Below are 22,619 nucleotides of genomic sequence, written 5' to 3'. Positions count from 1 at the left end.
CATCCCCTGCGGACGGAAGTCGTCGCAGGGGAAGAGTATAACAGAACTTTTTTAGTCGGGGGTAAAGTGGCGTAAATGTTGTACCGTGGCAAGCCAGGCTGCCACCCAACCAATCATCGAACACAGCAGCAGCAGCAGCAAACATTCATCGAAGGACAGGCCGCTCAACTCGAACTGCGTACCGAACACCCGCGCCACTTCGGTCACCGCTGACGACAGGCGCATCACCAGAATCTCCGACAAAATCAGCGACAGGAACGCGCCGGCAAAACCGAGCAGCGCGCCGCCGTACAGAAACGGACGCAGAATAAAGCCATCGGTCGCGCCAATCAGCTTCTGCACGTTAATGGTATCGCGACGAGCAAAGATGCTCAGACGCACGCTGTTACCAATGACGAGAAACACCGCTGCCACCATCAGCACGCCGATCATCGCCGCCACGCGCCCTACCAGCCCGGTAATCGAAGCCAGACGCGCAAACCAGCTGTCATCCATGCGCACTTCGTTGACGCCCTGAATCTGCGCCACGCGGTCGCGCAGCGTATTCAGCGCTTCCGTCGTCTGGAAGTCGATTTTCGGAATAACGACCGCTACCGCGGGCAGCGGGTTCTCTTCCAGCATATCCAACGCGCCGCCAAAACCCGACCAGTTGCGGAATTCGCCCAGCGCCTCGTCGCGGGAAAGATAGTTCACCTTATCCACGCCCTGCTCGGCCTGAAGCTGGCCCACGACTTTCGCCGCCGCGTCGTCATCCAGCGTTTTTTCCAGATAGACGGTAATCTGCGGGGACGGATAGTACTGGGACGCCGCGGTGTTCACGTTCTTGTACACCATGTAGCAAACGCTTGGCAGCGTCAGGGAGATAGCGATAACCATCACCGTCAGGAAGGTGGCGAACGGTTTGCTTTTCAGATCCTGCAGCGCGCCCTGCCACGCATAGCGCACCTGCTCATTGAACACGTTGGTTTTGCGTGAATTCGGCTTCGGCGCGGGCTTGCTGCGCTTCGGCGCATTGCGCCCGCCGTCCCCCCCCGAGGTCACAGACTGACGGAAACGATCGAGGCGTCCGCCAAACTGGCGAATCTGGTTGATTGCATCGCGCTTATTCACTTGTCAGGCCTCCGTGCAAGTGGCCGTCGCTCAGCGTTAGCATGCGATACGAACGGCTGGAGATCAGTCCAATATCGTGGGTTGCCATCAGTACCGTTACGCCCACGCGGTTAAACTCTTCAAACAGCCGCAGGATGCCTTCCGACAGCGCGTTATCCAGGTTACCGGTAGGTTCATCCGCCAGCAGTACCGCGGGTTTATTCACCACCGCGCGCGCGATGCCCACGCGCTGCTGCTCACCGCCGGAAAGCTGGATCGGGAAGTTTTTCGCCTTGTCCAGCAGCCCGACTTTATCCAGCGCGGCCGACACGCGGCGACGGATATCGTCGGCGCTGGCACCCGCAATAATCAAAGGGATCGCGACGTTGTCAAAAACAGTACGGTCCATCAGCAAATGGTGATCCTGGAAAATCATGCCGATCTGACGGCGCAGAAACGGCACCTCGCGGTTCTTCAGGCGGCTGATATCGTGGCCGCTGAAGAAGATTTTGCCAGCACTCGGCCGTTCAATCCCACAGATAAGCTTCAGCAGGGTACTCTTACCCGCGCCGGAGTGGCCGGTCAGAAATGCCATCTCGCCCGGCTGCAGGTGGAAAGTGACGCCCTGCAGCGCTTGTCTCCCGCCGAGATAGGCTTTGCTGACGTGTTCAAAGCGAATCATTGTTAGTCCTCTCGGGCAAAAAGTGCCTCAATAAAATCGCCCGCTTTAAACGGACGCAAGTCCTCTATACGTTCGCCGACGCCGATATAACGAATCGGGATACCGAACTGGTCCGCCACGGAGAAGATCACCCCACCTTTGGCGGTACCGTCGAGTTTAGTCAACGTAATGCCGGTCAGGCCCACAGCCTCATGGAACAGTTTGGCCTGGCTGATAGCGTTCTGCCCGGTGCTGGCATCAATAGTCAGCATCACTTCATGCGGCGCATCCACGTCGAGTTTCTTCATCACGCGGACAATTTTCTTCAGTTCTTCCATCAGGTGCGATTTGTTCTGCAGGCGCCCGGCGGTATCGGCAATCAGCACATCGACGTTACGCGCTTTCGCAGCCTGAATAGCGTCAAAGATGACCGAAGCCGAGTCTGCGCCGGTGTGCTGCGCAATCACCGGAATGTTGTTGCGCTGGCCCCAGACCTGCAGCTGCTCAACCGCCGCGGCGCGGAAGGTGTCGCCTGCCGCCAGCATGACGGATTTACCCTGCTGCTCAAACTGGCGTGCCAGCTTGCCGATGGTGGTGGTTTTACCCACGCCGTTGACGCCGACCATCAGAATGACGAATGGCGTTTTGCCTTCAATATTAAGCGGTTCATCAACTTTTGCGAGAATTTCACCCATTTCTTCTTTCAGCAGACCGTACAGCGCTTCGGCATCGCGCAGCTGTTTACGGCTGGCGGTGTCGGTCAGGCTACTGATAATTTTACGGGTGGTCTCCACGCCAACGTCGGCAATCAACAGCTGTTCTTCGAGCTCTTCAAACAGATCGTCGTCGATTTTCTTGCCGCGGAACAGACTGATAAATCCGGAACCGAGATTTTCTTTTGTTTTCAGCAAACTGCGCTTCAGGCGCGCAAAGAAACCTTCTTTGGTTGGCTTTTCCTGCTCCTGCTGGGCATCGTCGGACGGCGCATCATCTTGTGCTTCGATGTCGTCTTCGGACTGTGTCGCCAGCGCCTGTGCTTCCAGTTCTTCGTCAGTTAGCGCAGGCTCAACGTCGTCAATCGCCTCTGGCTGGATTTCCTCGACCGCTTCCGGCTGCGCTTCAACAACCGGCTGGATTTCTTCAACCGCTTCCGGCTGCGCTTCAACAACCGGCTGGATTTCTTCAACCACTTCCGGCTGCACTTCAACAACCGGCTGGATCTCTTCAACCGCTTCCGGCTGCGCTTCGGCAACCGGCTGGATTTCTTCAACCGCTTCCGGCTGCGCTTCAGCAACCGGTTGGATCTCTTCAACCGCTTCCGGCTGCGCTTCGGCAACCGGCTGGATTTCTTCAACCACTTCCGGCTGCGCTTTTTCGCTTTCCGCGACCTGCTCGGTCACTTCCACGACTTCAGCAGCAAAAGCTTCGCTCTCGGCAACCGTATGGCCGTCTTCAGCGGCAGGTGTCGGTTCGGCAACGACTTCCGGCTCGGCAGCAGGCGTATCTTCTACCGGCTGCGATTCGATTTTTTCTTCTGATTCAACAACCTGTTCCTGTTCTTTTTGCCCAAAGCCCAGCCAGGAAAAAAAGCCACGTTTTTTTTCTTTTGCCATTTGCTACCACACTCCCCGCTGTTTTTGATGGCGCCACTTCGCCACAATCGACGCGAAGGCTAAAATTAAGGATGAAATTAGTGGCTTAGTCTACCACTTAACTTCCCTGTCTTCACCGCTTTCACCCAGCAGAGCAGATCGCTAGAATAGCAGGCCGAAAGAGCGACCAGAGCAAGCAAATGAAAAAACCAACTTCCGGCGGCAGTGGCCAGATTCGCATTATTGGCGGTCAGTGGCGCGGCCGTAAACTCCCCGTTCCTGATAGCCCAGGATTGCGCCCCACCACCGACCGGGTGCGCGAAACGCTATTCAACTGGCTGGCCCCGTCGATGGTCGACGCCCGTTGCCTGGACTGCTTCGCGGGCAGCGGCGCGCTGGGGCTGGAAGCGCTCTCTCGCTACGCCGCCAGCGCGACGCTGCTGGAGATGGAGCGTCATGTCGCCCAACAGCTGCAAAAAAACCTTGCGACGCTGAAGGCCGGGCATGGCAAAGTGGTCAATACTAACGCCCTTACCTTCCTCAACCAGGCCGGTACGCCGCACGATATCGTGTTTGTCGATCCGCCGTTTCGTAAGGGGTTACTGGAAGAGACGCTACGCCTGCTTGAGAGCAACGGCTGGCTGGCCGACGGCGCGTTAATCTACGTCGAAAGCGAAGTCGAAAACGGACTGCCGCCGGTGCCCGCAGGCTGGGATCTGCACAGAGAAAAAATAGCGGGTCAGGTGGCCTACCGCCTCTATCATCGTGAAGAACAGGGAGAAAAGGATGCTGATTAATCTGGGTCGCTTATTGATGCTGTGCGTGTGGGCGTTTCTGGCGCTCAACCTGTTCCATCCGTTCCCGCGTCCGCTGAATATTTTCGTCAACGTCGCGCTGGTCTTTATGGTCCTGATGCACGGTATGCAGATGGCGCTGCTGCAATCGACGCTGCCAAAAGATGGACCGCAGATGACGCGCGGTGAAAAGGTCCGTATTTTCCTTTTCGGCGTCTTCGAACTGCTGGTGTGGCAGAAGAAAATTGGCGCCAGCCTGAAGAAGAAATAATCGGCCGGCCTGGCGCTACGCCAGGCCGCGTTACCTTAGTCGGCGTGAAACGCCACGAAGCGCGAGCCTTTGTAGCTCAGGGTCCCTTTGTCCCCCACCGTCAGTTGATGATACTGCGCGGCATCGACCCGAAAACTCACCTCCAGGCCCCCCTGCTCCGGCTTAAAGCCGACGTCATAGCGCATTTCACTGCCCGCAGGCGTTACCGTCTGCTGACGAGAGCGACGATCGTTAAGCACCTTCTCGCGTTTATTGCTAACGACCACCCGCTTTTGCATCAGCGGCGCGGCATCGTTGTCCATCTTTTCCCGCCGCTGCTGCACATAGCGAAAAGACGCCGCCACCACGATAACGGCTACGACCACGATGAAAAAAAGGGGCATTTTGCTCATTTCAGGTTCTCTTAAGAATTTACGCAAATGATAGTAAAGGGCGCGGTCAGCCATTGTCATCAGGTCGCCAGCCCGACTACACTGAATATTCAGGACTGGCTATACAGTACCCATCAATGATAACAGGGACTTAATATGCTTTGGTCGTTCATCGCCGTTTTCTTCTCAGGCTGGCTCTATGTCGATGCCGCCTACCGTGGCCCTACCTGGCAGCGCTGGGTCTTTAAACCCATCACGCTTATCTTATTGCTGTTTCTCGCCTGGCAGGCGCCCATGTTTAACGCCATCAGCTACCTGGTGCTGGCGGGCCTGTGCGCCGCATTGGTCGGCGATACCCTCACACAGCTACCGCGTCAGCGGATGCTGTACGCCGTAGGGGCATTTTTCCTCTCGCACCTGCTGTATACCATCTGGTTCGCCAGCCAGCTGACCTTCACCTTCTTCTGGCCGCTGCCGGTAGTGCTGTTGGTGATTGGCGCGCTGTGGCTGGCGGTCATCTGGACGCGGCTTGAAGAGATGCGCCTGCCGGTACTGGCCTTTATCGGCATGACGCTGGTGATGGTGTGGGTAGCGGGTGAACAGTGGTTCCTGCGGCCAACGGACACCGCGATGTCCGGTTTCCTCGGCGCCTCGCTGCTGCTTATTGGTAACATTGTGTGGCTGTTCAGCCAGTATCGCCGCCGCTTCCGCGCCGATACCGCAATTTATGCCGCCTGCTACTTTGCCGGACATTTCTTTATCGTTCGCGCGCTGTATCTGTAATTTCCTGCTTGACTCTGGAGTCGACTCCAGAGTGTATGCTGCGCTTAATGAATCAACGATCATTAACCGGAGGATACCATGTCGACTCCAGAGACACAGGGCAAGAAGCCCCCTCAGTTCACCTCATTCAAGCCCGCGCTCGTACCGCAGGATGATTGCTGCTGCGACAGCCAGTGCGCGAGCACAGTAGCGCCGGCCGACGCCGTGCTCGACGCCCGCTACAGCTGGGTCGTCAACGGTATGGACTGCGCCGCCTGCGCCCGTAAAGTAGAGACGGCGGCCGCCCAGGTGGCCGGCGTGAAAAAAGCGAAGGTGGTCTTTGCCACCGAAAAACTGCTGGTTGAAGCCGATGAAGACGTACGCACACAGGTGGAAAAGGCGGTCAGCGCCGCTGGCTACACGCTGCGTGGCGAAGATACCCCTCAGGCCAACGCCGCGGACTCCCGCTGGAAAGAAAACCTGCCGCTGATAGTGCTGATCGTCATGATGGCGATCAGCTGGGGGCTGGAACAGTTTAATCATCCGTTCGGCAACCTTGCGTTTATCGCCACTACGCTGGTCGGCCTGTACCCTATCGCCCGCCAGGCGCTGCGCTTAATCAAGAGCGGTAGCTGGTTTGCCATTGAAACGCTGATGAGCGTCGCAGCCCTCGGCGCGCTGTTTATCGGCGCAACGGCCGAAGCAGCCATGGTGCTGTTGCTGTTTTTAATCGGGGAACGGCTAGAGGGCTGGGCGGCAAACCGCGCGCGTCAGGGCGTGAGCGCACTGATGGCGCTGAAGCCAGATACCGCCGTGCGCGTGCGCGACGGCCAGCGTGAAACCGTAGCCCAAAAGGACCTGCAGCCGGGAGACGTGATTGAAGTCGCTGCCGGCGGCCGTCTGCCTGCTGACGGTAAATTGTTAACGCCTTTCGCCAGCTTTGATGAAAGTGCTTTAACCGGCGAGTCGATTCCCGTTGAGCGTAGCGCCGGAGAAAGCGTACCGGCAGGCGCGACCAGCGCTGACCGTCTGGTGCAGCTGAGCGTCATCTCGAAGCCGGGCGATAGCGCCATTGACCGCATCCTGCGCCTGATTGAAGAGGCCGAAGAGCGCCGCGCGCCTATCGAGCGCTTTATCGACCGCTTCAGCCGTATCTACACCCCGGCCATTATGGCGGTTGCGCTGCTGGTCACCCTGGTGCCGCCGCTGCTGTTTGCCGCGTCATGGGAAGAATGGATTTACAAAGGGCTGACTCTGCTGTTGATTGGCTGCCCGTGCGCGCTGGTCATTTCTACACCTGCAGCAATAACCTCTGGCCTCGCCACTGCGGCGCGTCAAGGCGCGTTGATAAAAGGCGGCGCGGCGCTCGAGCAGCTCGGCCTGATTCGCCAGATGGCGTTTGATAAAACCGGTACCCTGACCCTCGGGAAACCGCAGGTCACCCGTATTATCCCTGCCGCCGAACTGGCTGAAGATGCGCTGTTGGCGCTGGCGGCCTCCGTTGAGCAAGGCTCCACGCATCCGCTGGCGCAGGCGATTGTTCGCGAAGCGCAGCAGCGTCAGTTGGCTATCCCACAGGCCAAAGCGCAGCGTACGCTGGTCGGTTCAGGGATTGAAGCGGAGGTCGATGGCCAGTCCATCGTGATTTGCGCAGCAGGAAAAATCCCGGCAGATGCGCAGCAGGCGCAGATTCAGCAGCTGGAAAATGAAGGTAATACCGTGGTGTTGGTCACCCGCGACGAGACGCTGTTGGGCATTCTGGCGCTGCGCGATACGGTACGTCAGGAAGCGCGACAGGCAGTGGACGGCCTGCGTGAACTGGGGATTCAGGGTATCATCCTCACCGGCGATAACCCACGGGCCGCGAAGGCGATTGCCGACGAGCTGGGGATGACGTACCGCGCGAATCTGCTGCCTGCCGACAAGGTCAAAGAGGTCACTGCGTTGAACGCACAAGGGCCGCTGGCCATGGTTGGCGACGGCATCAACGACGCTCCGGCAATGAAAGCAGCGGCAATGGGGATTGCGATGGGCAGCGGTACCGACGTCGCGCTGGAAACCGCCGACGCGGCGCTGACCCACAACCGCCTGACCGGGCTGGTGCAAATGATCCGTCTGGCGCGCGCGACCCATGCCAACGTACGGCAGAACATCGCCATTGCGCTGGGGCTGAAGGGCATATTCCTGGTCACCACCCTGCTCGGTATGACCGGATTATGGCTGGCGGTGCTGGCCGATACCGGCGCAACGGTACTGGTGACGCTGAACGCGCTGCGGCTACTGCGAAGGAAATAACCGCGCAGTCCTGTCTGCCGGGTGGCGGCTACGCCTTACCCGGCCTACGGGTTACCTACCCTGTAGGCCTGATAAGCATAGCGCCATCAGGCAGTTCGGCACAGAGCGCGGATGGTGCACTGCACGCTTATTCGTTGATCGCCTCAAGCATCACCAGCCGATCGCTCACCCGCTTTTTCGCCGACGGCGAGGTAGCAGCTGCGAGCTCAGCCTGTAACGCTGCCTGTTTTTGCTTCTTCGCCTGCGGGTCGCTAAACAGCAGCGTTTTCACATTCAGCGACGCGACGTTGCTATAGCGGCCATCATCGCTGGTCGGCACGCTGATTTTGCCTTCATTCAGCAGATTTTCGACAATTTTACGTTCACGATCGTAGCCTTCTAGCCCTGCCAGCTTCCAGCGCTGCACCGTTTGTCCCTGATATTTACCGTGCTTCACTTCGCTCAGATAGCGAATCGTTAAATTGCGGATAGTCCCCGCCTCTTCGCCATACTCAGCTTTGCTGTCCGACAATACCGGGAACTGCATCCCTTCCAGCGCGCCGCCCTTTTGCGTCAGGTGGCCCATGCGATAGCTGTTCATACCAAGACGAATCGGCGTGCTGTCCGTTACCGGCGTGCCATCGGCCATTTTCAGATCGCGAATGCGCTGCCCGGCGGGCTGGCGCAGATCGATAGTGTAGGTGACGCCATCAAAGAAATCGTTGGTGGAATATTTAGAGGCCCGTCGCTGCGGATTAAAACTGTAAGTGACGTCGCCGTCATGCACTTGGTTAAAGTAGCCCGCCGACCACTCCATGTACTTTTTCAGCTCTTTGCCGGTCAACTGATACACGGTGATTTCGCCGCCCGCATACTGATAGTTAAAGGCAATATCTTTCGCCTTAATGGTTCCAACGTTGAGCTTAGGCTGGTCATTATCGATCTGCAGTGCGATAACCTGCGCTTTTGGCGCGAAGTGGCGGCTGGCATCCTGATACAGCTTGCTGATACCGGTATCCTGAATATGTACCTGTGGAATCCCCTTCACCGCATCCGGCGGGACCAGGTCCTGGCCGCTCAGTTCGGCAATGGGTCGATTAGCGTTGGCGCGCAGAATTTTATGATAAGGCTGATATACCGTTTCCAGCGCTTTATCCGATGCCATCCCTTTAATGCTATAGGTGTAACTGTCTTTGTTGATCAGCACATATTTGCCGTCGTGCAGCTCAAACTGCAGATCGATTCGCGACAGCGCGCGGCCGTATTTATCCGGTTCGGTGATAATCACGCCGTTAATCACTTCTTTGTCGACCTTCACGTGCATGTGTCCGGCGACGATAGCCGCCAGTTCAGGGTTAGCGCGCGCAATATCGCCCACCCCGGTGCCCGGCCGCTGGTTCTCGTTATCAATCCCCATGTGTGCCACCAGCACAATAGCGTCTACCTGGCCCTGAATCTTCTGGATGGCCTGTTTTACCGCATCAACCGGATCGGTAAAGTTCAACCCTTTTACCCGGTCAGTGCCTTTGGCAAATTCGGCGGTCATCGGCGTATCCATGCCGATCACGCCAATTTTTACGCCCTGGCGTTCAATAATCTTATAAGCAGGAAGGTAAGGCTTGCCGCTGTCCCACAGGATATTCCCGGCCAGCGCCGTGCCCTTAAACTGGTTGAGCGAAGTCGACAGCGATTTCAGGCCAAAATCGAATTCGTGGTTGCCCATCACCCACACGTCATAGTCCATGGCGTTAAAGCCGAGGATCATCGGGCTGGTTTTGTCGTTCTTAAAGGTTTCAACAAAATTGCCCTGTATGGTATCGCCCGCGTCGACCAGGATGACGTTTGGCTGCTGGCTACGCACCTGGCGAACCTGGGTGGCAATCTGACTCAGGCTTCCGGCCAGGTTTTCCGTATCCGTCGAATAATCCCACGGGACGAAGGTGCCGTGGAGATCGGAAGTCCCGAGAATCGTGATATTGACGGGTTCAGCCATCGCCGCAGAAGTACCCAAGCAGAGTAAGAGCGCAAGAAGTGATTTTTTCATTTTTTATTGATGTGCCCAAAGGGGAATGAGGCAAAATTATGCGATTCACATCAATAAGTTTACTAGCAGCTTTACAGGGTAAACATGAAAAGTGAGAGACAGCTCAAGCTTGTTAAGCTGTCGAGACGGCGGTAATTAGTGGCTTTTGCGTAACAGATAACGGTACGGCAGCGCGTCGATCTGCTGGGCAATCAGCTCATGTTCCATAAAGCGACAAAAGCCCGGAATATCGCGCGTCGTGGCGGGATCGTCAGCGATAATCAGCAGCGTTTCGCCCACCGGCATCGTGCGCACGGTTTTACGCACCATCATTACCGGCTCGGGACAGCGCAGCCCTTGCGCGTCCAGGGTGTGGTCGGGGCTGGAGAACAAATCGGTCATTATCTTCTCGTCATTATCAAAAAACGCGCTTAGTTTACGCTGACCGCGTGATGAAGCAACCAGGTTAACGATTGCGCGAAAAACAACCATTGCAATGACGCACGAAAGCAGTATCATTCCGGCCCTGCAATAGGTTTGCAGATTATTGGGTTCCCTCACCCCACCGCTAAAAAGGTACAATATGACTCTCTTTACCGCGACACAGCGCCGTCACGCGCTGGTCTGGCTATCGCTATTTCATCTGCTGGTGATCACCTCCAGTAACTATCTGGTGCAGCTGCCGGTCAGCATTTTCGGCTTCCACACCACCTGGGGCGCATTTAGCTTCCCGTTTATCTTCCTCGCCACCGATCTGACCGTGCGCATTTTTGGCGCGCCGCTCGCGCGACGCATCGTGTTTGCGGTGATGATCCCGGCGTTGATGATCTCATACGTCATTTCATCGCTGTTCTACATGGGCGAATGGCAGGGCTTTGGCGCACTGGCGCACTTCAACCTGTTCGTCGCTCGTATTGCCGCCGCGAGCTTTATGGCCTACGCGCTGGGGCAGATCCTCGACGTTCACGTGTTTAATCGCCTGCGCCAGAACCGCCGATGGTGGCTTGCGCCGACGGCCTCGACGCTGTTCGGCAACATCAGCGACACGCTGGCCTTCTTCTTCATCGCGTTCTGGCGCAGTACCGACCCGTTCATGGCCGATCACTGGGTTGAAATCGCCCTCGTCGACTACAGCTTTAAAGTACTTATCAGCATTGTTTTCTTCCTGCCGATGTATGGCGTACTGCTGAATATGCTATTGAAAAAGCTGGCAGATAAATCTGATTTGTCGGCAATGCAGCCAGGTTAAGGGTTCATCTGACGGGTTGTGTTAAGATAGGCGCAAGAGCCGTTCATGGCTATTTATCGAAAGGAAGAAGTCAATGCGCAAATTGGTGAAATATGCTGGTATTGGCCTGCTGGTGATGGGGCTTGCTGCCTGCGACAACAGCGATACCAACGCCCCAGCCCAGGGTTCAGCTGCGGCAAGCGATGCCGCGGGCCAGTCGATTAACCTGCTCGACGGCAAGCTGAGCTTCACGCTGCCAGCCGGGATGACCGACCAAAGCGGTAAGCTGGGTACCCAGAGCAACAACATGCACGTTTACTCTGACGCCACCGGCCAAAAAGCGGTCATCGTTATCATCGGTGATAGCGCCAATGAAGAGCTGTCGGTCCTGGCAAACCGCCTGGAAGAACAGCAGCGCAGCCGCGACCCGCAGCTGCAGGTGGTGACCAACAAATCCATCGAGCTGAAAGGTCATACCCTACAGCAGTTGGACAGCATCATCTCTGCCAAAGGGCAAACCGCCTATTCTTCCATTGTTCTGGGCAAAATTGACAACAAACTGCTGACCCTGCAGGTTACGCTGCCGGCGGACAACCAGCAGCAGGCGCAGGCCGATGCTGAGAAAATCATCAATACGCTGGTTATCAACTAAGCCAGTCTGATGCCAATGCGGCCTCTTGCGAACCTACGCCAGAGGCCGTTTTTTTAGCCGCCATCCAAGCAGCAGCGCCACCGCCACCAGCCCTGCGGCAGCCAGATAGATTGTCGATACCCCCATCCACGCCATCATCAGCCCGGCCAGCGGCCCGGTAATGCCCAATGATAAATCCATAAACACGGTATACGTCGCCAACGCCGCCCCCTGATTCTGCTGCGGCACCGCCTTGACCGCCACCACGCCCAGCGCGGGAAACACCAACGAGAAGCCAGCCCCGGCAAGGAAAGTGCCCAGCTTGGCCATCAGCGGCGTCGCCGCAACACCAACCAGCAGTAGGCCAGCAACCTCCACGGCAAAGCAGATCATCGCCACGTTCAGGCCACCAAGCCGGTTGATGCCGTTAGGGAACAACAGCCGCGTGCCCACGAAGGCGCAGCTGAACAAAGTAAGCGCAAAGGCAGCGCCGTCCCAGCCTTTAGCGTCGTAGAACAGCGTGATAAAGGTCGCGATCACGCCAAACCCTGCAGAGGCCAGCGCCAGCGCCATGCCGTAGGGCCAGACGCGACCCAACACCGCGCGAAAGGACATGGCTTTGCCCTTTTTCGCCTTAACTTCATCACGGGGCAGCGCCGCCAGAATTGCCACGGCGGCGACCGCCATAATCGCCAGCGCCAGCCCATGCAGGCCGATGTAGCGGTAGCACAGAACGCCGAGCGGCGCGCCCATCGCCATTGCACCGTAGGTAACAATGCCGTTCCACGAAATCACTCGCCCGATGTGCGGCGAACCCACCACGCCAACGCCCCACAGCGTGGATCCGGTGCCGGCAAAGCTCTGGCCAATCCCCAAAATGACGCGCCCCACGCACAGCAGGACAAGGCTGAGCAGCGGCCAGCCGCCGCCGAATGCCGCCAGCAGGTAGCTCAGTCCACTGAGAAAGCAGCCGCATAAACCAAAAACGACGATTTTTTTCGGCCCCAACTGGTCAGCATAGCGCCCGGCATGGGGGCGGCTGAGCAGCGTAGCAAAATATTGCAGGCTAATGACCAACCCGGCCCAGAAGGCGCTAAACCCCATAACATCATGGACATAGCCTGGCAGCACCGCCAACGGCAGGCCGATGGTGAGATAGCTGGCAAAGTTGAATATAACGACGGAGACAATACGCAGATTGAGGCGCAGACCGCTTAGCTGCTCCTCCGCGTCGGCCACAGGCATGGCTAATCCCTTATAGACGCAACAAAAATGGCATTATTGCATATTTTGTCGCCGGGGCGAGGCTTATAGGATGCACGGCCTGATAGGCGCAGCGCCATCAGGCAGAATGGCGCAAATTGCCGGATGGCGACATCGCCTTATCCGGCTTATGCGGTATGAGAGGGTTTGTTTGGCCAGAAGATAGTGAGCACGCCAGCGATAATCACGACAACGCCCAGCAGGCCTCGCCACGAAAAAGGCTCATGCCAGCCCGGCAGCAGAATTGCGGCCAGCCACACCACCATATAGCTAAGGCTGAGCAGCGCATAGGCTTTTGCCAGCGGCAGGCGCTTGAGGGCGAAGTACCAGCAAGCCATCGAGGCGACATAACCCAGCAGCCCCAGGAAGAGCCCCAGCGTCCCCGATTCAAAATGCAAAAGATGACCCAACAGCAGCAGCGGCTGCTCCGCCGACGGCAGCGTTGTCATTGCCGCGCGTAACGTCAGCTGGGCGGCGCTGACCAGCGCCACGCTCATTAACGCCCAGATAAGCCCCATCAGGCGCTGCTCCCCAGTAACATAATGCCAACGATAATCAACGTGACTCCCGCCCAGTGACGGCGGCTCACCGGCTCGTGCCAGATAGCGCGGGCCGCCAGCGTGACCCAGACAAAGTTAAGGCTGAGCATCGGATAAGCCACGCTGACCGGAATTTGCTGTAGCACCAGCAGCCACAGCAGCATCCCCAGACCGAGCATCGCCAGCGCCAGGCCAAGCCAGATCAGCAGATGCCTCCCGCGCTGCCCTTGAGGGGCAGGACGGGTCGCCTGTTTCTGGCACAGCTGCCCGCCGCAGCTTAGCAGGCTGGCGAGCAGCAGGCAGGCCCACGTGATCATTGCGGACGATACTGAATAAAGACGGTGCGACCCATGGCATATACCTCATCCGGTTTTGGCAGCGGCAGTTCCGCTAACTGTACGTCACGAGACAGCAGCAATACCAGTGAGATCGGCCCTTCCTGGCGATGTGCCGCCAGCCACTGCGGGAACGCTTCATACGAGACAAAGCTGCCCTTCGCGTCAGGATAAGAAAGACCATACTTCAGCTCACCCTGCTGACCGTACAGTATCACGTCGCTACGCTTCAGCTCCCAGGCCAGCCCCGCGGCCACGCCGACGCTGTTGCTCAGCACGTAGCGGCTCGGTGCCAGCGACTCGTTGACGATATCGACCAGGAACTGCGGCTGTTTGCTGTCGGTGACGCGATCGGGTATCGCCATGCCGACCAGCAGCGCCAGCGCCAGCGGGCACAGCGCAGCCAGCGTCCAGCGACGTGCATCGTGCTTGATAGACAGCCAGCCCATCAGCGCCCAGAAGAAGAACGCCACCGCCGCCAGCACGCATTTGTACAGCTCTATCTGCATCCAGACCGGGTGTTTCATCGGCCCCCATGGCGACACGACCGCCACCGCCACCAGGCCAACCACGCCAAAGACGATGTTGATGATCCCGTTGATTCGCAGCGCCCGAGAGCCGACTTTGGCGGCATCGACCGCATAGCGCGCCATCAGTATCGCCAGCGGCGCGAAGCACGGCAGGATATAAGTCGGCAGCTTACCTTTGGCGATGCTAAAGAACAGGAACGGCATCACCACCCAACCCAGCAGATAAAATGCCCCTCGCAGGCCTTCTCGTTCTTGCCAGCCGCGCTTGAACGCGCCGGGCAACAGCGCCAGCCACGGCAGGCTGCCAGCCACCAGGAACGGCAGGTAGTACCAGAACGGCGCTTTATGCTGCGCGTCACTCTGGGCGAAGCGTTGAATATGCTCAACCCAGAAGAAGTAGCGCCAGAAGTCGCCCTCGCGCGCAGCGATCGCCAGCCCCCACGGCAGCACCGTCAGCACACACACCAGCACCGACAGCCAGCCCCAGACCAGCACTTCCCGCCAGCGCTTTTGCACAATAACCCACGGCAGTACGCCAATCACCGGCACCGCCAGCGCCAGAAAACCTTTGGTCATCACGCCCATGCCGCAGGCGATACCCAGCAGCACGTAGCCCCAGGCGCGTTCAGCGGTGGTTTTCGCCTGCGCGGCCAGCCAGAAGCTGCACATCGCCAGCGTCATCCACAGGGTGATCATCGGATCGAGCACCGCGTAAGTGCCAATGCCGTAAACCAGGAAAGCGGTCAGGAAGATCGCGCCCGAGAGCACGGCCACCTTTTTGTCCTGCCAGATTTTCCACGCCAGCCAGGCAACCAGCAGCGCCGAGACGGTAATGGAAAACACGGCGCCAAAGCGCACGGCAAAGTTATTGTGGCCGAAAAGCCACTGGCCAATGCTGTTAATCCAATAACCGGCAATAGGCTTTTCAAAATAGCGCAGCCCCAGGAAGTGCGGCACCACCCAATCGCCGGTTGCCAGCATTTCGCGGCTGATTTCCGCATAGCGGGTTTCGTCCGGCTGCCACAGCAGCCGGAAGTTAAGCGGAACCAGATAGTACAGAACAAACAGTGCGGCTAACGAAATACCGTAGCGAAGGGATTTCATACATCAGAGCTCATCAGTTGTTGGCAGCCCAGCCAGCCTTCACGACCGGCGATTTCTCCGCGCACCACCTTCCCGACCGGCAGCTGACGGAAGTCATCCGGGAGAAGCTGGCCCAGCGGGCAAAAACGAATTTCCTGCTGCGCCGCAAGGGTCAGCAGATAGTCAAACTGCTCGGCGTAGGCGCCGCCTTCCACTTCAGCGTGGATGGTGTAAACCGGCGTCCCCGTGTCCTTGCGAATTTGTTCCAGCAGCCAGCGGTTAAAACCTTCTGCGCTCACCACGCTACCGACAACTTCGTCCCAAGTGGGCAGCGTAACGGGGATCTGCACGGTAGCCAGATCGCCGTTGCTGAGCTGAGGAAGGAACGGCTGCGTGCCGCGACAGTCGCTGTTGTAGAGAAAATCGAACGACTCTTTCGCTTTCACCACGCGCTGGTCGGCGCGCCAGCCTGCAACAGCCGAACAGGAGACCGGGCGGCCAAGAATGGCCTCCAGCTCGCTCAGCCCACGGCCGATTTCATCCACCAGCTGCTGTTCATTCCACATGCCGCTCCACTGCTGCCAGCGGTGGTGATCCCAGGCATGCAGGCCGACCTCATGCGCCTGCGCGACGCTGCGGATGATCTCCGCGTTAGCCGAACCAATGCGCCGCCCTGGCCACGCCGTTCCGGCCAGCAGAATATCCCAGCCATACAGCGATGCTGCGCGCGAGCGCAGCATCTTCCACAAGAACTTCGGTTTTACCAGGCGCCACAAGTGGCGCCCCATGTTGTCCGGCCCGACGCTGAAGAAAAAGCTGGCCTGCACGCGGTGCTTTTTGAGCACCGCCATCAGCCGTGGCACGCCTTCGCGCGTTCCGCGAAAGGTGTCGACATCAACGCGCAAACCTACTTTTTTCATGATGGTTTTTCGTCCGTCAGTTCAACTGTGCGCAGGAAGAAGTCCAGCGTCTCTTCTACCGTTTGCTGCATCTCTACCGTCGGCTGCCAGTCGAGGTAGCGTTTAGCGTTGCGAATGCTCGGCTTACGGTGCTCAACGTCCTGGTAACCTTTGCCATAGTAGTCGCTGCTTTCCACTTCACGGAAGCCAGCAAACGGCGGGAAGCGGTCGCGCAGCGGGTGACGTTCGAAGCAGTCGAGCAGCATTTCGGCCAGCTCTTTGATGCTCGCTTCGTTGTCCGGGTTACCAATGTTGATGATCTGCCCATCGCAGCGACCGTCTTTGTTTTCAATAATGCGGAACAGCGCTTCGATGCCGTCGCTGATGTCAGTGAAGCAGCGCTTCTGCTTGCCGCCTTCGATCAGCTTGATCGGCGAACCTTCTACCAGGTTAAGAATCAGCTGAGTGATAGCACGAGAGCTACCGATACGCGCAGCGTTCAGGTTATCAAGGCGCGGCCCCATCCAGTTAAACGGACGGAACAGCGTAAACTTGAGGCCCGTTTTGTCGCCATAGGCCCAAATAACGCGGTCCAGAAGCTGTTTGGAAACCGAGTAGATCCAGCGCTGTTTGTTGATAGGACCGACCACCAGGTTGGAAGTATCTTCATCAAAGTTGGCATCCGTACACATGCCGTACACTTCGGAAGTCGACGGGAAGATGATGCGTTTGTTGTACTTCACGCAGTCGCGAATAATCTTCAGGTTCTCTTCGAAGTCCAGCTCGAACACGCGCAGCGGGTTACGGGTGTACTCAATCGGCGTGGCGATCGCAACCAGCGGCAGCACCACGTCGCATTTCTTAATGTGATACTCAATCCATTCTGAGTGAATGCTGATATCACCTTCCACAAAGTGGAAACGCGGGCAGTCGAGGAAGCGGCTGATGGCGTCAGAGCCAATATCCAGACCGTAGATTTCGTAGTTGTCGTCCGCCAGCAGACGCTCGGTGAGGTGGTTACCGATAAACCCGTTAACGCCGAGGATCAGTACGCGGGTACGGCGCTTCACGGCCGTGAACGGACGGCTGGAGAGCAGTGCGCCCGCCACCAGGCCCAGCGCAGGTGCCAGCTGTGCGCCCTGCATGTAAACGCCGTTGGCGCTTTGACCGGTAACGATTTCCAGCGCGCCTTCACCGCAGGCAATCACCAGCGGAGAGACCGACAGCACGGTACCCGGCTTCGCCGCCGGCATGTCGGTGCGCACGCGTGATTTCCAGACGATAAATTTATTGGTGCCGACAAAACCAAACGCGCCCGGCCACGGATCGCTCACCGCGCGGACCAGGTTATGCAGCGTCTGCGCCGGTTTTTCCCATTCCAGGCGGCCATCTTCCGGAGTACGGCGCCCAACGTAGGTCGCCTGTGAGTCATCCTGCGCACGTGCATCGACCTGGCCGCTGCGAATTTTCGCCAGCGCATCGCCGAGCAGCGTCTGCGACGCCGCGCACAGCTTGCGGTGCAGCGTCAGCGCCACGTCGGAATCGGCAATCGCCACGCTCTGCTGAGCCACGATATCGCCTGCGTCGGCGCGGTGGGTCATGCGATGCAGCGTAACGCCCGTCTCTTTCTCGCCGTTCACCAGTACCCAGTTCAGCGGCGCGCGGCCACGATATTTCGGCAGCAGCGAACCGTGCAGGTTGAATGCGCCTTTTGGTGCCAGATTCAGGATTTCGTCGCTGAGCAGGTTGCGGTAGTAGAAGGAGAAAATCACTTCAGGTGCCATCGCACGGATACGGTCCACCCACAGCGGATGGTTAACGTCTTCCGGCGCATAAACGGTGATTCCCTGCTCGGCCGCCAGACGGGCTACAGAGCCAAAGAAGTTGTTTTCACCGGCGTTGTCCGGATGAGTAAAGATCGCCTCGATGTCGTATCCGGCGTCCAGCAGTGCCTGAATACCAGTGCAACCCATGTCGTGATAGGCAAATACAACAGCTTTCATTAACGATTTTCCTCTTCAGAAACCAGGCTTTCCTGGCGTACAACACGTTGAATAAAGTAACGGGGACGGGCACGCACGTCGTTGTAAATGCGGCCGATATACTCCCCGAGCAGGCCCATACCGATAAACTGGGCACCGATAAACATGAACAGAATAGCGAACAGCATGAACACACCGTCGCCCGCCCATTCCGGACCCAGCGCCAGACGCAGGACCACTAACAGAATGGAGAAGGCAAAACCGAGTACGGCGATAACGCTGCCGACCACGCTTAACAGACGCAGCGGCGTGGTGGTTAAACAGGTCACCAGGTCGTACATCAGGTTAATCAGGCGCATAAAGCTGTATTTTGAGTCACCGAACTCGCGCTCGGCGTGCAGCACCGGGATCTCCACGGCGCGGCGGGCGAAGGTATTCGCCAGGATTGGAATAAAGGTGCTGCGCTCGTGGCAGTTGAGCATGGCATCGACAATATGCCGACGATAGGCGCGCAGCATGCAACCGTAGTCGCCCATCGCTTTGCCGGTGGTGCGTTGAATCAGGCGGTTAATCATCTTCGATGCGGTTTTGCGGAAGATGCTGTCCTGGCGATTCTGCCGTACGGTGCCGACAACGTCGTAGCCTTCGTCTGCTTTTTCCACCAGCCGCGGGATCTCTTCCGGTGGATTTTGCAGGTCGGCATCCAGGGTAATAATCAGGTCGCCGGTGACGTGGCTGAAGCCCGCCATAATCGCCGAGTGTTGGCCGTAGTTACGGTTAAGCAGCACCGCCACAATATGGCTTTCCGGCGCCTCTGCAGCCTCAACCAGCATGCGCGCGGAGTCATCGCTGCTGCCATCGTCGACCAGCAGAATTTCATAGTCGCGGTTTAAGGTTGCGCAGGCCGCATCGGTGCGACGGATAAGCTCGGGCAGGCTGTCCTGCTCGTTGTAGACCGGTATCACTACCGAGACTTTTTTGACTAATGGGTACTCAAACATATTAGCGCTCCGCTAACTGACGGAGCGCCGTAATAACGCGCGTTGTGTCGTCATCGGTCATATCCGGGAAAAGAGGGAGTGAACAAATGCGCGCGCTGTTCCATTCGGTATTCGGCAATGACACCTCAGGGAAACGCTCGCGATAGTATTTCTGCGTATGGGCAGCGCGGAAATGCAGCCCGGTGCCTATGCCCTGGGCCTTAAGCTGTTCCATCAGCGCATCGCGGCTGATGCCGCAGCGCTGTTCGTCAACGCGGATGATAAACAGATGCCAGGCATGCAGATGCGGCCAGCTCGGCACGGCCAGCGGCTGGAACGGGGTATCTGCCAGCTCACGCACGTAGCGCTGAGCAATCTCGCTGCGGCGCTGGTTGGCCTGGCCCAGCTTACCTAGCTGCACCAGCGCCAGCGCGGCGTTAATGTCGGCGAGGTTATATTTGAAGCCGGGGCTTATCACCTCTGCCTGCGGCGCGCGGCCGTGGGTCTGGCGATCGTAGGCGTCAACGCCCAGGCCGTGAAATTTCAGGCTGCGAATGCGGTTCGCCAGCGGCTCGTCGTCGGTGACGATAAGCCCCCCCTCGGCACAGGTCATGTTCTTGATGGCATGGAAGGAGAAAATCGCCGTTCCCTGTGCACCGATATGCTGCCCTTTATAGTACGTACCCGCCGCGTGCGCCGCGTCTTCAATCACCGGAATGCCGTGACGTTCAGCAACCGCACGAATACCGTCGATATCGGCCGGTGCGCCCGCGTAGTGCACAGGGATAATGGCTTTGGTACGCGGCGTAATGGCGGCTTCGATAGCCTCTGGGGTCACCATCAGGTTGTCACGATCGACATCGATCATCACCGGGGTCGCCCCCAGCAGGACAATCATATTCAGCGTAGAAACCCAGGTCTGGGAGGGGGTGATGACTTCATCGCCGGGGCCAATGCCCAGCGCCATGAGCGTGACGTGCATACCGCCGGTTGCCGAGCTGACGGCGATAGCAAAACGGTTACCCGTTAGCGCACAGAACGCCTCTTCCAGCGCCTGGTTTTTGGGCCCGGTGGTGATCCAACCGGATTGCAGCACTTCCTTGAGCGCCGCGAACTCCGCCTCGCCCATCGAAGGGCGGGAAAACGGCAGAAAATCACTCATGAATGTTCCTTACCCTATTACTCAAATGAGCAAACCTGCCTCATCAATAAATGATTCGAGCGTTGTTTTTGTTTAAAACAGGAATAGATAAACGTGATATTCAAACCGACAACATTTGATGGCGGTAAAAGTACCAATGTTATCTTAGGATAAGATTAAGAAAGTAACAGCGGCGGACGCAATAAATGATTGGTAAACGAAATCAATAGTTTATGAGGATATATCCAGACACGGATTTAATGTAAAAAAACGCCCAGATTACATCGTAACTGGGCGTTTGCTCACATGATTCAACACACGTTAAACAAGGGCTTTATACTCTCGACGATTTAACGTTCGTTGCATATTAGTGTAATAAACACGGTGTTGTGACCGTATTAATACTCAACGTAAATTTGCCGGGAAATCTTTTGGCAATTCGCTGGCCGCACGGTCGATCACGCTATCATTATTTGCGCCACAGTCGCGAATGAAGGTAATTGTCGCAAATTCGTCAATGACTTCAGTTGGATACGCTGGGCCTTCATCACGATACGCGTTCATCAGCGGGATGTGGTCGTTCTGGAAGCAGACGGTTTTTTCCGGATTATTCATCACCCAGCGCGGGAAGAAGATGGTTCCATGGAACAGTTTGTCGCCGAGGTTCGCAATCAGGCTAACGTCCGTCCCGGTCGGTTCGGTCCAGGAAATTTTGTAGACGCTCTCGGCCACGCGGACGATGTAGGCGCGCTGATCTTTCACCCAACGGTTCGCCACGAGGCCGCTATGGATGCGGTAATCAAGGGTCTGCTCGTTTTTCACGTAAATTTCGTAGTTCCAGCCGTTGTCATAGGTGTAGACCAGATGTTTGCCAACGAAGCCGCTCAAATCATGTTTATCAAAGTTGCTCATCTTTAAATCTCCTTGTTTCGATGCAGAGATCATATTGCTTTAAAAAATAAATGAATAACGCTATCTTTGGATTAAATTCATCTAAATTTTAAATCAATTATGCATAAAACGACCCTTGAACAGTGGGCAATACTTGAAAAGGTAGTTGAACTGGGGAGCTTTGCGCGAGCAGCTGAAGAAACGCATCGTAGCCAGTCCTCGGTCAGCTACAACCTGTCGCTACTGCAAGAGCGCCTCGGCGTGGCGCTGCTGGTGCCTGAGGGGCGTCGCGCGGTGCTTACCCCGGCAGGTGAACTGCTGCTGGGCCAGGTGAAGCCGCTGCTTAAGGCTTTCGCCTGGGTAGAAAGCCGCGCCTTAACGCTGCGCGACGGGATGCGCACCCGGCTGGATCTGGTGGTCGACAGTATTTTTCCCCGCGAGCGGCTGTTCGCCATCCTGCGCCAGTTCCAGCAACGCTATCCGCAAACCCAGGTCCGCCTGACTGAAGTGCTGGAGAACGCCGGCGATAGCGACCTCGTACTGACCGAGGCCGATGTCATGGTCCTCACCCGCCATCAGGACATAACCGGGCGCGGCGAGTGGCTAATGAATATTGACTTTATCGCGGTCGCCCACCGCGATCACCCCCTCGCCCAGCAGGAAGGGCCACTGAGCGAAGAGCAGCTGCGCCCGTGGCCGCTCATCCGTATGGCCGATAGCGACGGCAGCCGCCAGGACACGCGCGATGCATGGACCTTCTCGACGATTGACGCGGCGATTGACGCCGTGATGTATCAGGTAGGGTACGGCTGGCTGCCGGAAGAGCGAATTCAGACGGCGCTGGCGCAGGGGCTATTAAAACCGCTGCCGCTCAGCCACGGCGGGCGTCGCGCGACGCCGCTGCACCTGATCGTCAAACGCGATTTAGCGCCGCTCGACGAACAGGTGGAAACGCTGCTGGCGCTGTTTAACCAGCAGGAGAAGTAGTTTATTCGGCTGTGTAGAGACATTAAAGTTGTATCCTTTAACCTGAAAAAGACTTTAAAGTTGTAAAGTTTTAAAAAAAACACATACAAAACATGATGCTAAGTGTGTATCACACGCTGTTCCAACATTATGCCTTGATGTTCTTGCAAGAACTGCAATTTACAGGAGGAAAAAGGTGTTTTTGTAGTTATCTGGCGTTACGTGACAGTGTTGGTCAGATACTTCCACCTCTTCAGAGTTAAAGTTTGATATATGGGAAAAAAAAACGCTCCCGGACGGGAGCGTAAGCCAGT

At 57.3% G+C, this 22,619-nt stretch carries 22 protein-coding genes; 7 read left to right on the top strand and 15 right to left on the bottom strand.

Annotated features, from left to right (window positions below; all coding sequences use genetic code 11):
- Positions 1-51: 51 nt before the first annotated feature.
- The 3 genes from ftsX to ftsY are packed head-to-tail and all read right to left on the bottom strand — an operon-like array spanning position 52 to position 3,363.
- Entirely contained in the window at positions 52-1,110 is a 1,059-nt protein-coding gene (ftsX, locus tag H7R76_RS01725) for a permease-like cell division protein FtsX (RefSeq protein WP_106925079.1), read from the bottom strand.
- Positions 1,103-1,771, bottom strand: coding sequence for a cell division ATP-binding protein FtsE (gene ftsE / locus H7R76_RS01720; protein WP_106925078.1), 669 nt, complete (start codon positions 1,769-1,771; stop codon positions 1,103-1,105). Before ftsE ends, ftsX begins: the two co-directional genes overlap by 8 nt.
- Positions 1,772-1,773: 2 nt before the next feature.
- The gene (gene ftsY / locus H7R76_RS01715; RefSeq protein WP_182966832.1) at positions 1,774-3,363 is read right to left on the bottom strand and encodes a signal recognition particle-docking protein FtsY; all 1,590 of its coding nucleotides are present in this window, start codon (positions 3,361-3,363) and stop codon (positions 1,774-1,776) included.
- A gap of 179 nt (positions 3,364-3,542) precedes the next feature.
- Here ftsY and rsmD point away from each other — a divergent pair, with 179 nt between their 5' ends.
- Complete coding sequence (gene rsmD / locus H7R76_RS01710) at positions 3,543-4,139, top strand: 16S rRNA (guanine(966)-N(2))-methyltransferase (RefSeq protein ID WP_182929883.1); 597 nt, start codon at positions 3,543-3,545, stop codon at positions 4,137-4,139.
- Positions 4,129-4,407 (top strand): DUF1145 family protein, encoded by a 279-nt coding sequence (locus tag H7R76_RS01705; protein WP_106925075.1) that lies wholly within the window; start codon positions 4,129-4,131, stop codon positions 4,405-4,407. Before rsmD ends, H7R76_RS01705 begins: the two co-directional genes overlap by 11 nt.
- Positions 4,408-4,442: 35 nt before the next feature.
- Here the strand turns inward: H7R76_RS01705 and H7R76_RS01700 are convergent, their stop codons facing one another.
- Positions 4,443-4,790, bottom strand: coding sequence for a DUF2500 domain-containing protein (locus tag H7R76_RS01700; protein ID WP_182929882.1), 348 nt, complete (start codon positions 4,788-4,790; stop codon positions 4,443-4,445).
- Between the two features lie 144 nt (positions 4,791-4,934).
- On the opposite strand from H7R76_RS01700, the gene H7R76_RS01695 reads away from it, so the two are divergent.
- Together H7R76_RS01695 and zntA are read left to right on the top strand one after the other, a co-directional pair.
- On the top strand, positions 4,935-5,561 hold the full coding sequence (locus tag H7R76_RS01695; protein ID WP_106925073.1) for a lysoplasmalogenase: 627 nt from the start codon (positions 4,935-4,937) through the stop codon (positions 5,559-5,561).
- A 78-nt stretch (positions 5,562-5,639) separates the two neighbouring features.
- On the top strand, positions 5,640-7,835 hold the full coding sequence (gene zntA, locus H7R76_RS01690; protein ID WP_106925072.1) for a Zn(II)/Cd(II)/Pb(II) translocating P-type ATPase ZntA: 2,196 nt from the start codon (positions 5,640-5,642) through the stop codon (positions 7,833-7,835).
- Between the two features lie 127 nt (positions 7,836-7,962).
- Here the strand turns inward: zntA and H7R76_RS01685 are convergent, their stop codons facing one another.
- On the bottom strand, positions 7,963-9,858 hold the full coding sequence (locus H7R76_RS01685) for a bifunctional metallophosphatase/5'-nucleotidase (protein WP_182966830.1): 1,896 nt from the start codon (positions 9,856-9,858) through the stop codon (positions 7,963-7,965).
- Positions 9,859-9,993: 135 nt separating this feature from the next.
- Positions 9,994-10,239 (bottom strand): sulfurtransferase TusA, encoded by a 246-nt coding sequence (gene tusA / locus H7R76_RS01680; RefSeq protein WP_106925187.1) that lies wholly within the window; start codon positions 10,237-10,239, stop codon positions 9,994-9,996.
- A gap of 181 nt (positions 10,240-10,420) precedes the next feature.
- On the opposite strand from tusA, the gene H7R76_RS01675 reads away from it, so the two are divergent.
- On the top strand, positions 10,421-11,086 hold the full coding sequence (locus H7R76_RS01675; RefSeq protein WP_182929880.1) for a 7-cyano-7-deazaguanine/7-aminomethyl-7-deazaguanine transporter: 666 nt from the start codon (positions 10,421-10,423) through the stop codon (positions 11,084-11,086).
- A gap of 73 nt (positions 11,087-11,159) precedes the next feature.
- Positions 11,160-11,717 carry a DcrB family lipoprotein gene (locus H7R76_RS01670; protein WP_106925069.1) on the top strand — a complete coding sequence of 186 codons (558 nt, stop codon included), beginning with the start codon at positions 11,160-11,162 and terminating at the stop codon, positions 11,715-11,717.
- Between the two features lie 33 nt (positions 11,718-11,750).
- On the opposite strand, the gene H7R76_RS01665 is transcribed toward H7R76_RS01670, so the two are convergent.
- The 9 genes from H7R76_RS01665 to H7R76_RS01625 all read right to left on the bottom strand — a co-directional run bounded on the left by H7R76_RS01665 (position 11,751) and on the right by H7R76_RS01625 (position 21,360).
- On the bottom strand, positions 11,751-12,941 hold the full coding sequence (locus H7R76_RS01665) for an MFS transporter (RefSeq protein ID WP_182929879.1): 1,191 nt from the start codon (positions 12,939-12,941) through the stop codon (positions 11,751-11,753).
- 146 nt (positions 12,942-13,087) lie between these two features.
- Positions 13,088-13,477, bottom strand: a complete 390-nt coding sequence (gene arnF, locus H7R76_RS01660; RefSeq protein ID WP_106925067.1) for a 4-amino-4-deoxy-L-arabinose-phosphoundecaprenol flippase subunit ArnF — start codon at positions 13,475-13,477, stop codon at positions 13,088-13,090.
- Positions 13,477-13,815, bottom strand: a complete 339-nt coding sequence (gene arnE, locus H7R76_RS01655; protein ID WP_106925066.1) for a 4-amino-4-deoxy-L-arabinose-phosphoundecaprenol flippase subunit ArnE — start codon at positions 13,813-13,815, stop codon at positions 13,477-13,479. Before arnE ends, arnF begins: the two co-directional genes overlap by 1 nt.
- A complete protein-coding gene (gene arnT, locus H7R76_RS01650; RefSeq protein ID WP_106925065.1) occupies positions 13,812-15,467 on the bottom strand; it encodes a lipid IV(A) 4-amino-4-deoxy-L-arabinosyltransferase in 1,656 nt (551 codons plus the stop codon). Before arnT ends, arnE begins: the two co-directional genes overlap by 4 nt.
- Positions 15,464-16,366: a 4-deoxy-4-formamido-L-arabinose-phosphoundecaprenol deformylase gene (gene arnD, locus H7R76_RS01645; protein WP_106925064.1), complete on the bottom strand. Its 903-nt coding sequence runs from the start codon at positions 16,364-16,366 to the stop codon at positions 15,464-15,466. Before arnD ends, arnT begins: the two co-directional genes overlap by 4 nt.
- A complete protein-coding gene (gene arnA / locus H7R76_RS01640) occupies positions 16,363-18,348 on the bottom strand; it encodes a bifunctional UDP-4-amino-4-deoxy-L-arabinose formyltransferase/UDP-glucuronic acid oxidase ArnA (protein ID WP_182966828.1) in 1,986 nt (661 codons plus the stop codon). Before arnA ends, arnD begins: the two co-directional genes overlap by 4 nt.
- Positions 18,348-19,328 (bottom strand): undecaprenyl-phosphate 4-deoxy-4-formamido-L-arabinose transferase, encoded by a 981-nt coding sequence (arnC, locus tag H7R76_RS01635; protein ID WP_106925062.1) that lies wholly within the window; start codon positions 19,326-19,328, stop codon positions 18,348-18,350. Before arnC ends, arnA begins: the two co-directional genes overlap by 1 nt.
- Position 19,329: 1 nt before the next feature.
- Positions 19,330-20,469 (bottom strand): UDP-4-amino-4-deoxy-L-arabinose aminotransferase, encoded by a 1,140-nt coding sequence (gene arnB / locus H7R76_RS01630; protein ID WP_106925061.1) that lies wholly within the window; start codon positions 20,467-20,469, stop codon positions 19,330-19,332.
- Positions 20,470-20,853: 384 nt separating this feature from the next.
- Positions 20,854-21,360, bottom strand: coding sequence for a phenolic acid decarboxylase (locus tag H7R76_RS01625; RefSeq protein ID WP_106925060.1), 507 nt, complete (start codon positions 21,358-21,360; stop codon positions 20,854-20,856).
- A 99-nt stretch (positions 21,361-21,459) separates the two neighbouring features.
- On the opposite strand from H7R76_RS01625, the gene H7R76_RS01620 reads away from it, so the two are divergent.
- Positions 21,460-22,326, top strand: a complete 867-nt coding sequence (locus H7R76_RS01620) for a LysR family transcriptional regulator (RefSeq protein ID WP_182966826.1) — start codon at positions 21,460-21,462, stop codon at positions 22,324-22,326.
- Positions 22,327-22,619: the final 293 nt, after the last annotated feature.

The organism is Klebsiella sp. WP8-S18-ESBL-06 (assembly GCF_014169755.1).
GTDB lineage: Bacteria > Pseudomonadota > Gammaproteobacteria > Enterobacterales > Enterobacteriaceae > Kluyvera > Kluyvera ascorbata_B.
This window is presented reverse-complemented; position numbering and strand designations above follow the sequence as displayed.

Bases quoted from the DNA above. Each gene is read 5' to 3' on its own strand.
- ftsE (WP_106925078.1), bottom strand. From the start codon at position 1,771: ATGATTCGCTTTGAACACGTCAGCAAAGCCTATCTCGGCGGGAGACAA.
- ftsY (WP_182966832.1), bottom strand. From the start codon at position 3,363: ATGGCAAAAGAAAAAAAACGTGGCTTTTTTTCCTGGCTGGGCTTTGGG.
- rsmD (WP_182929883.1), top strand. From the start codon at position 3,543: ATGAAAAAACCAACTTCCGGCGGCAGTGGCCAGATTCGCATTATTGGC.
- H7R76_RS01705 (WP_106925075.1), top strand. From the start codon at position 4,129: ATGCTGATTAATCTGGGTCGCTTATTGATGCTGTGCGTGTGGGCGTTT.
- H7R76_RS01700 (WP_182929882.1), bottom strand. From the start codon at position 4,790: ATGCCCCTTTTTTTCATCGTGGTCGTAGCCGTTATCGTGGTGGCGGCG.
- H7R76_RS01695 (WP_106925073.1), top strand. From the start codon at position 4,935: ATGCTTTGGTCGTTCATCGCCGTTTTCTTCTCAGGCTGGCTCTATGTC.
- zntA (WP_106925072.1), top strand. From the start codon at position 5,640: ATGTCGACTCCAGAGACACAGGGCAAGAAGCCCCCTCAGTTCACCTCA.
- H7R76_RS01685 (WP_182966830.1), bottom strand. From the start codon at position 9,858: ATGAAAAAATCACTTCTTGCGCTCTTACTCTGCTTGGGTACTTCTGCG.
- tusA (WP_106925187.1), bottom strand. From the start codon at position 10,239: ATGACCGATTTGTTCTCCAGCCCCGACCACACCCTGGACGCGCAAGGG.
- H7R76_RS01675 (WP_182929880.1), top strand. From the start codon at position 10,421: ATGACTCTCTTTACCGCGACACAGCGCCGTCACGCGCTGGTCTGGCTA.
- H7R76_RS01670 (WP_106925069.1), top strand. From the start codon at position 11,160: ATGCGCAAATTGGTGAAATATGCTGGTATTGGCCTGCTGGTGATGGGG.
- H7R76_RS01665 (WP_182929879.1), bottom strand. From the start codon at position 12,941: ATGCCTGTGGCCGACGCGGAGGAGCAGCTAAGCGGTCTGCGCCTCAAT.
- arnF (WP_106925067.1), bottom strand. From the start codon at position 13,477: ATGGGGCTTATCTGGGCGTTAATGAGCGTGGCGCTGGTCAGCGCCGCC.
- arnE (WP_106925066.1), bottom strand. From the start codon at position 13,815: ATGATCACGTGGGCCTGCCTGCTGCTCGCCAGCCTGCTAAGCTGCGGC.
- arnT (WP_106925065.1), bottom strand. From the start codon at position 15,467: ATGAAATCCCTTCGCTACGGTATTTCGTTAGCCGCACTGTTTGTTCTG.
- arnD (WP_106925064.1), bottom strand. From the start codon at position 16,366: ATGAAAAAAGTAGGTTTGCGCGTTGATGTCGACACCTTTCGCGGAACG.
- arnA (WP_182966828.1), bottom strand. From the start codon at position 18,348: ATGAAAGCTGTTGTATTTGCCTATCACGACATGGGTTGCACTGGTATT.
- arnC (WP_106925062.1), bottom strand. From the start codon at position 19,328: ATGTTTGAGTACCCATTAGTCAAAAAAGTCTCGGTAGTGATACCGGTC.
- arnB (WP_106925061.1), bottom strand. From the start codon at position 20,469: ATGAGTGATTTTCTGCCGTTTTCCCGCCCTTCGATGGGCGAGGCGGAG.
- H7R76_RS01625 (WP_106925060.1), bottom strand. From the start codon at position 21,360: ATGAGCAACTTTGATAAACATGATTTGAGCGGCTTCGTTGGCAAACAT.
- H7R76_RS01620 (WP_182966826.1), top strand. From the start codon at position 21,460: ATGCATAAAACGACCCTTGAACAGTGGGCAATACTTGAAAAGGTAGTT.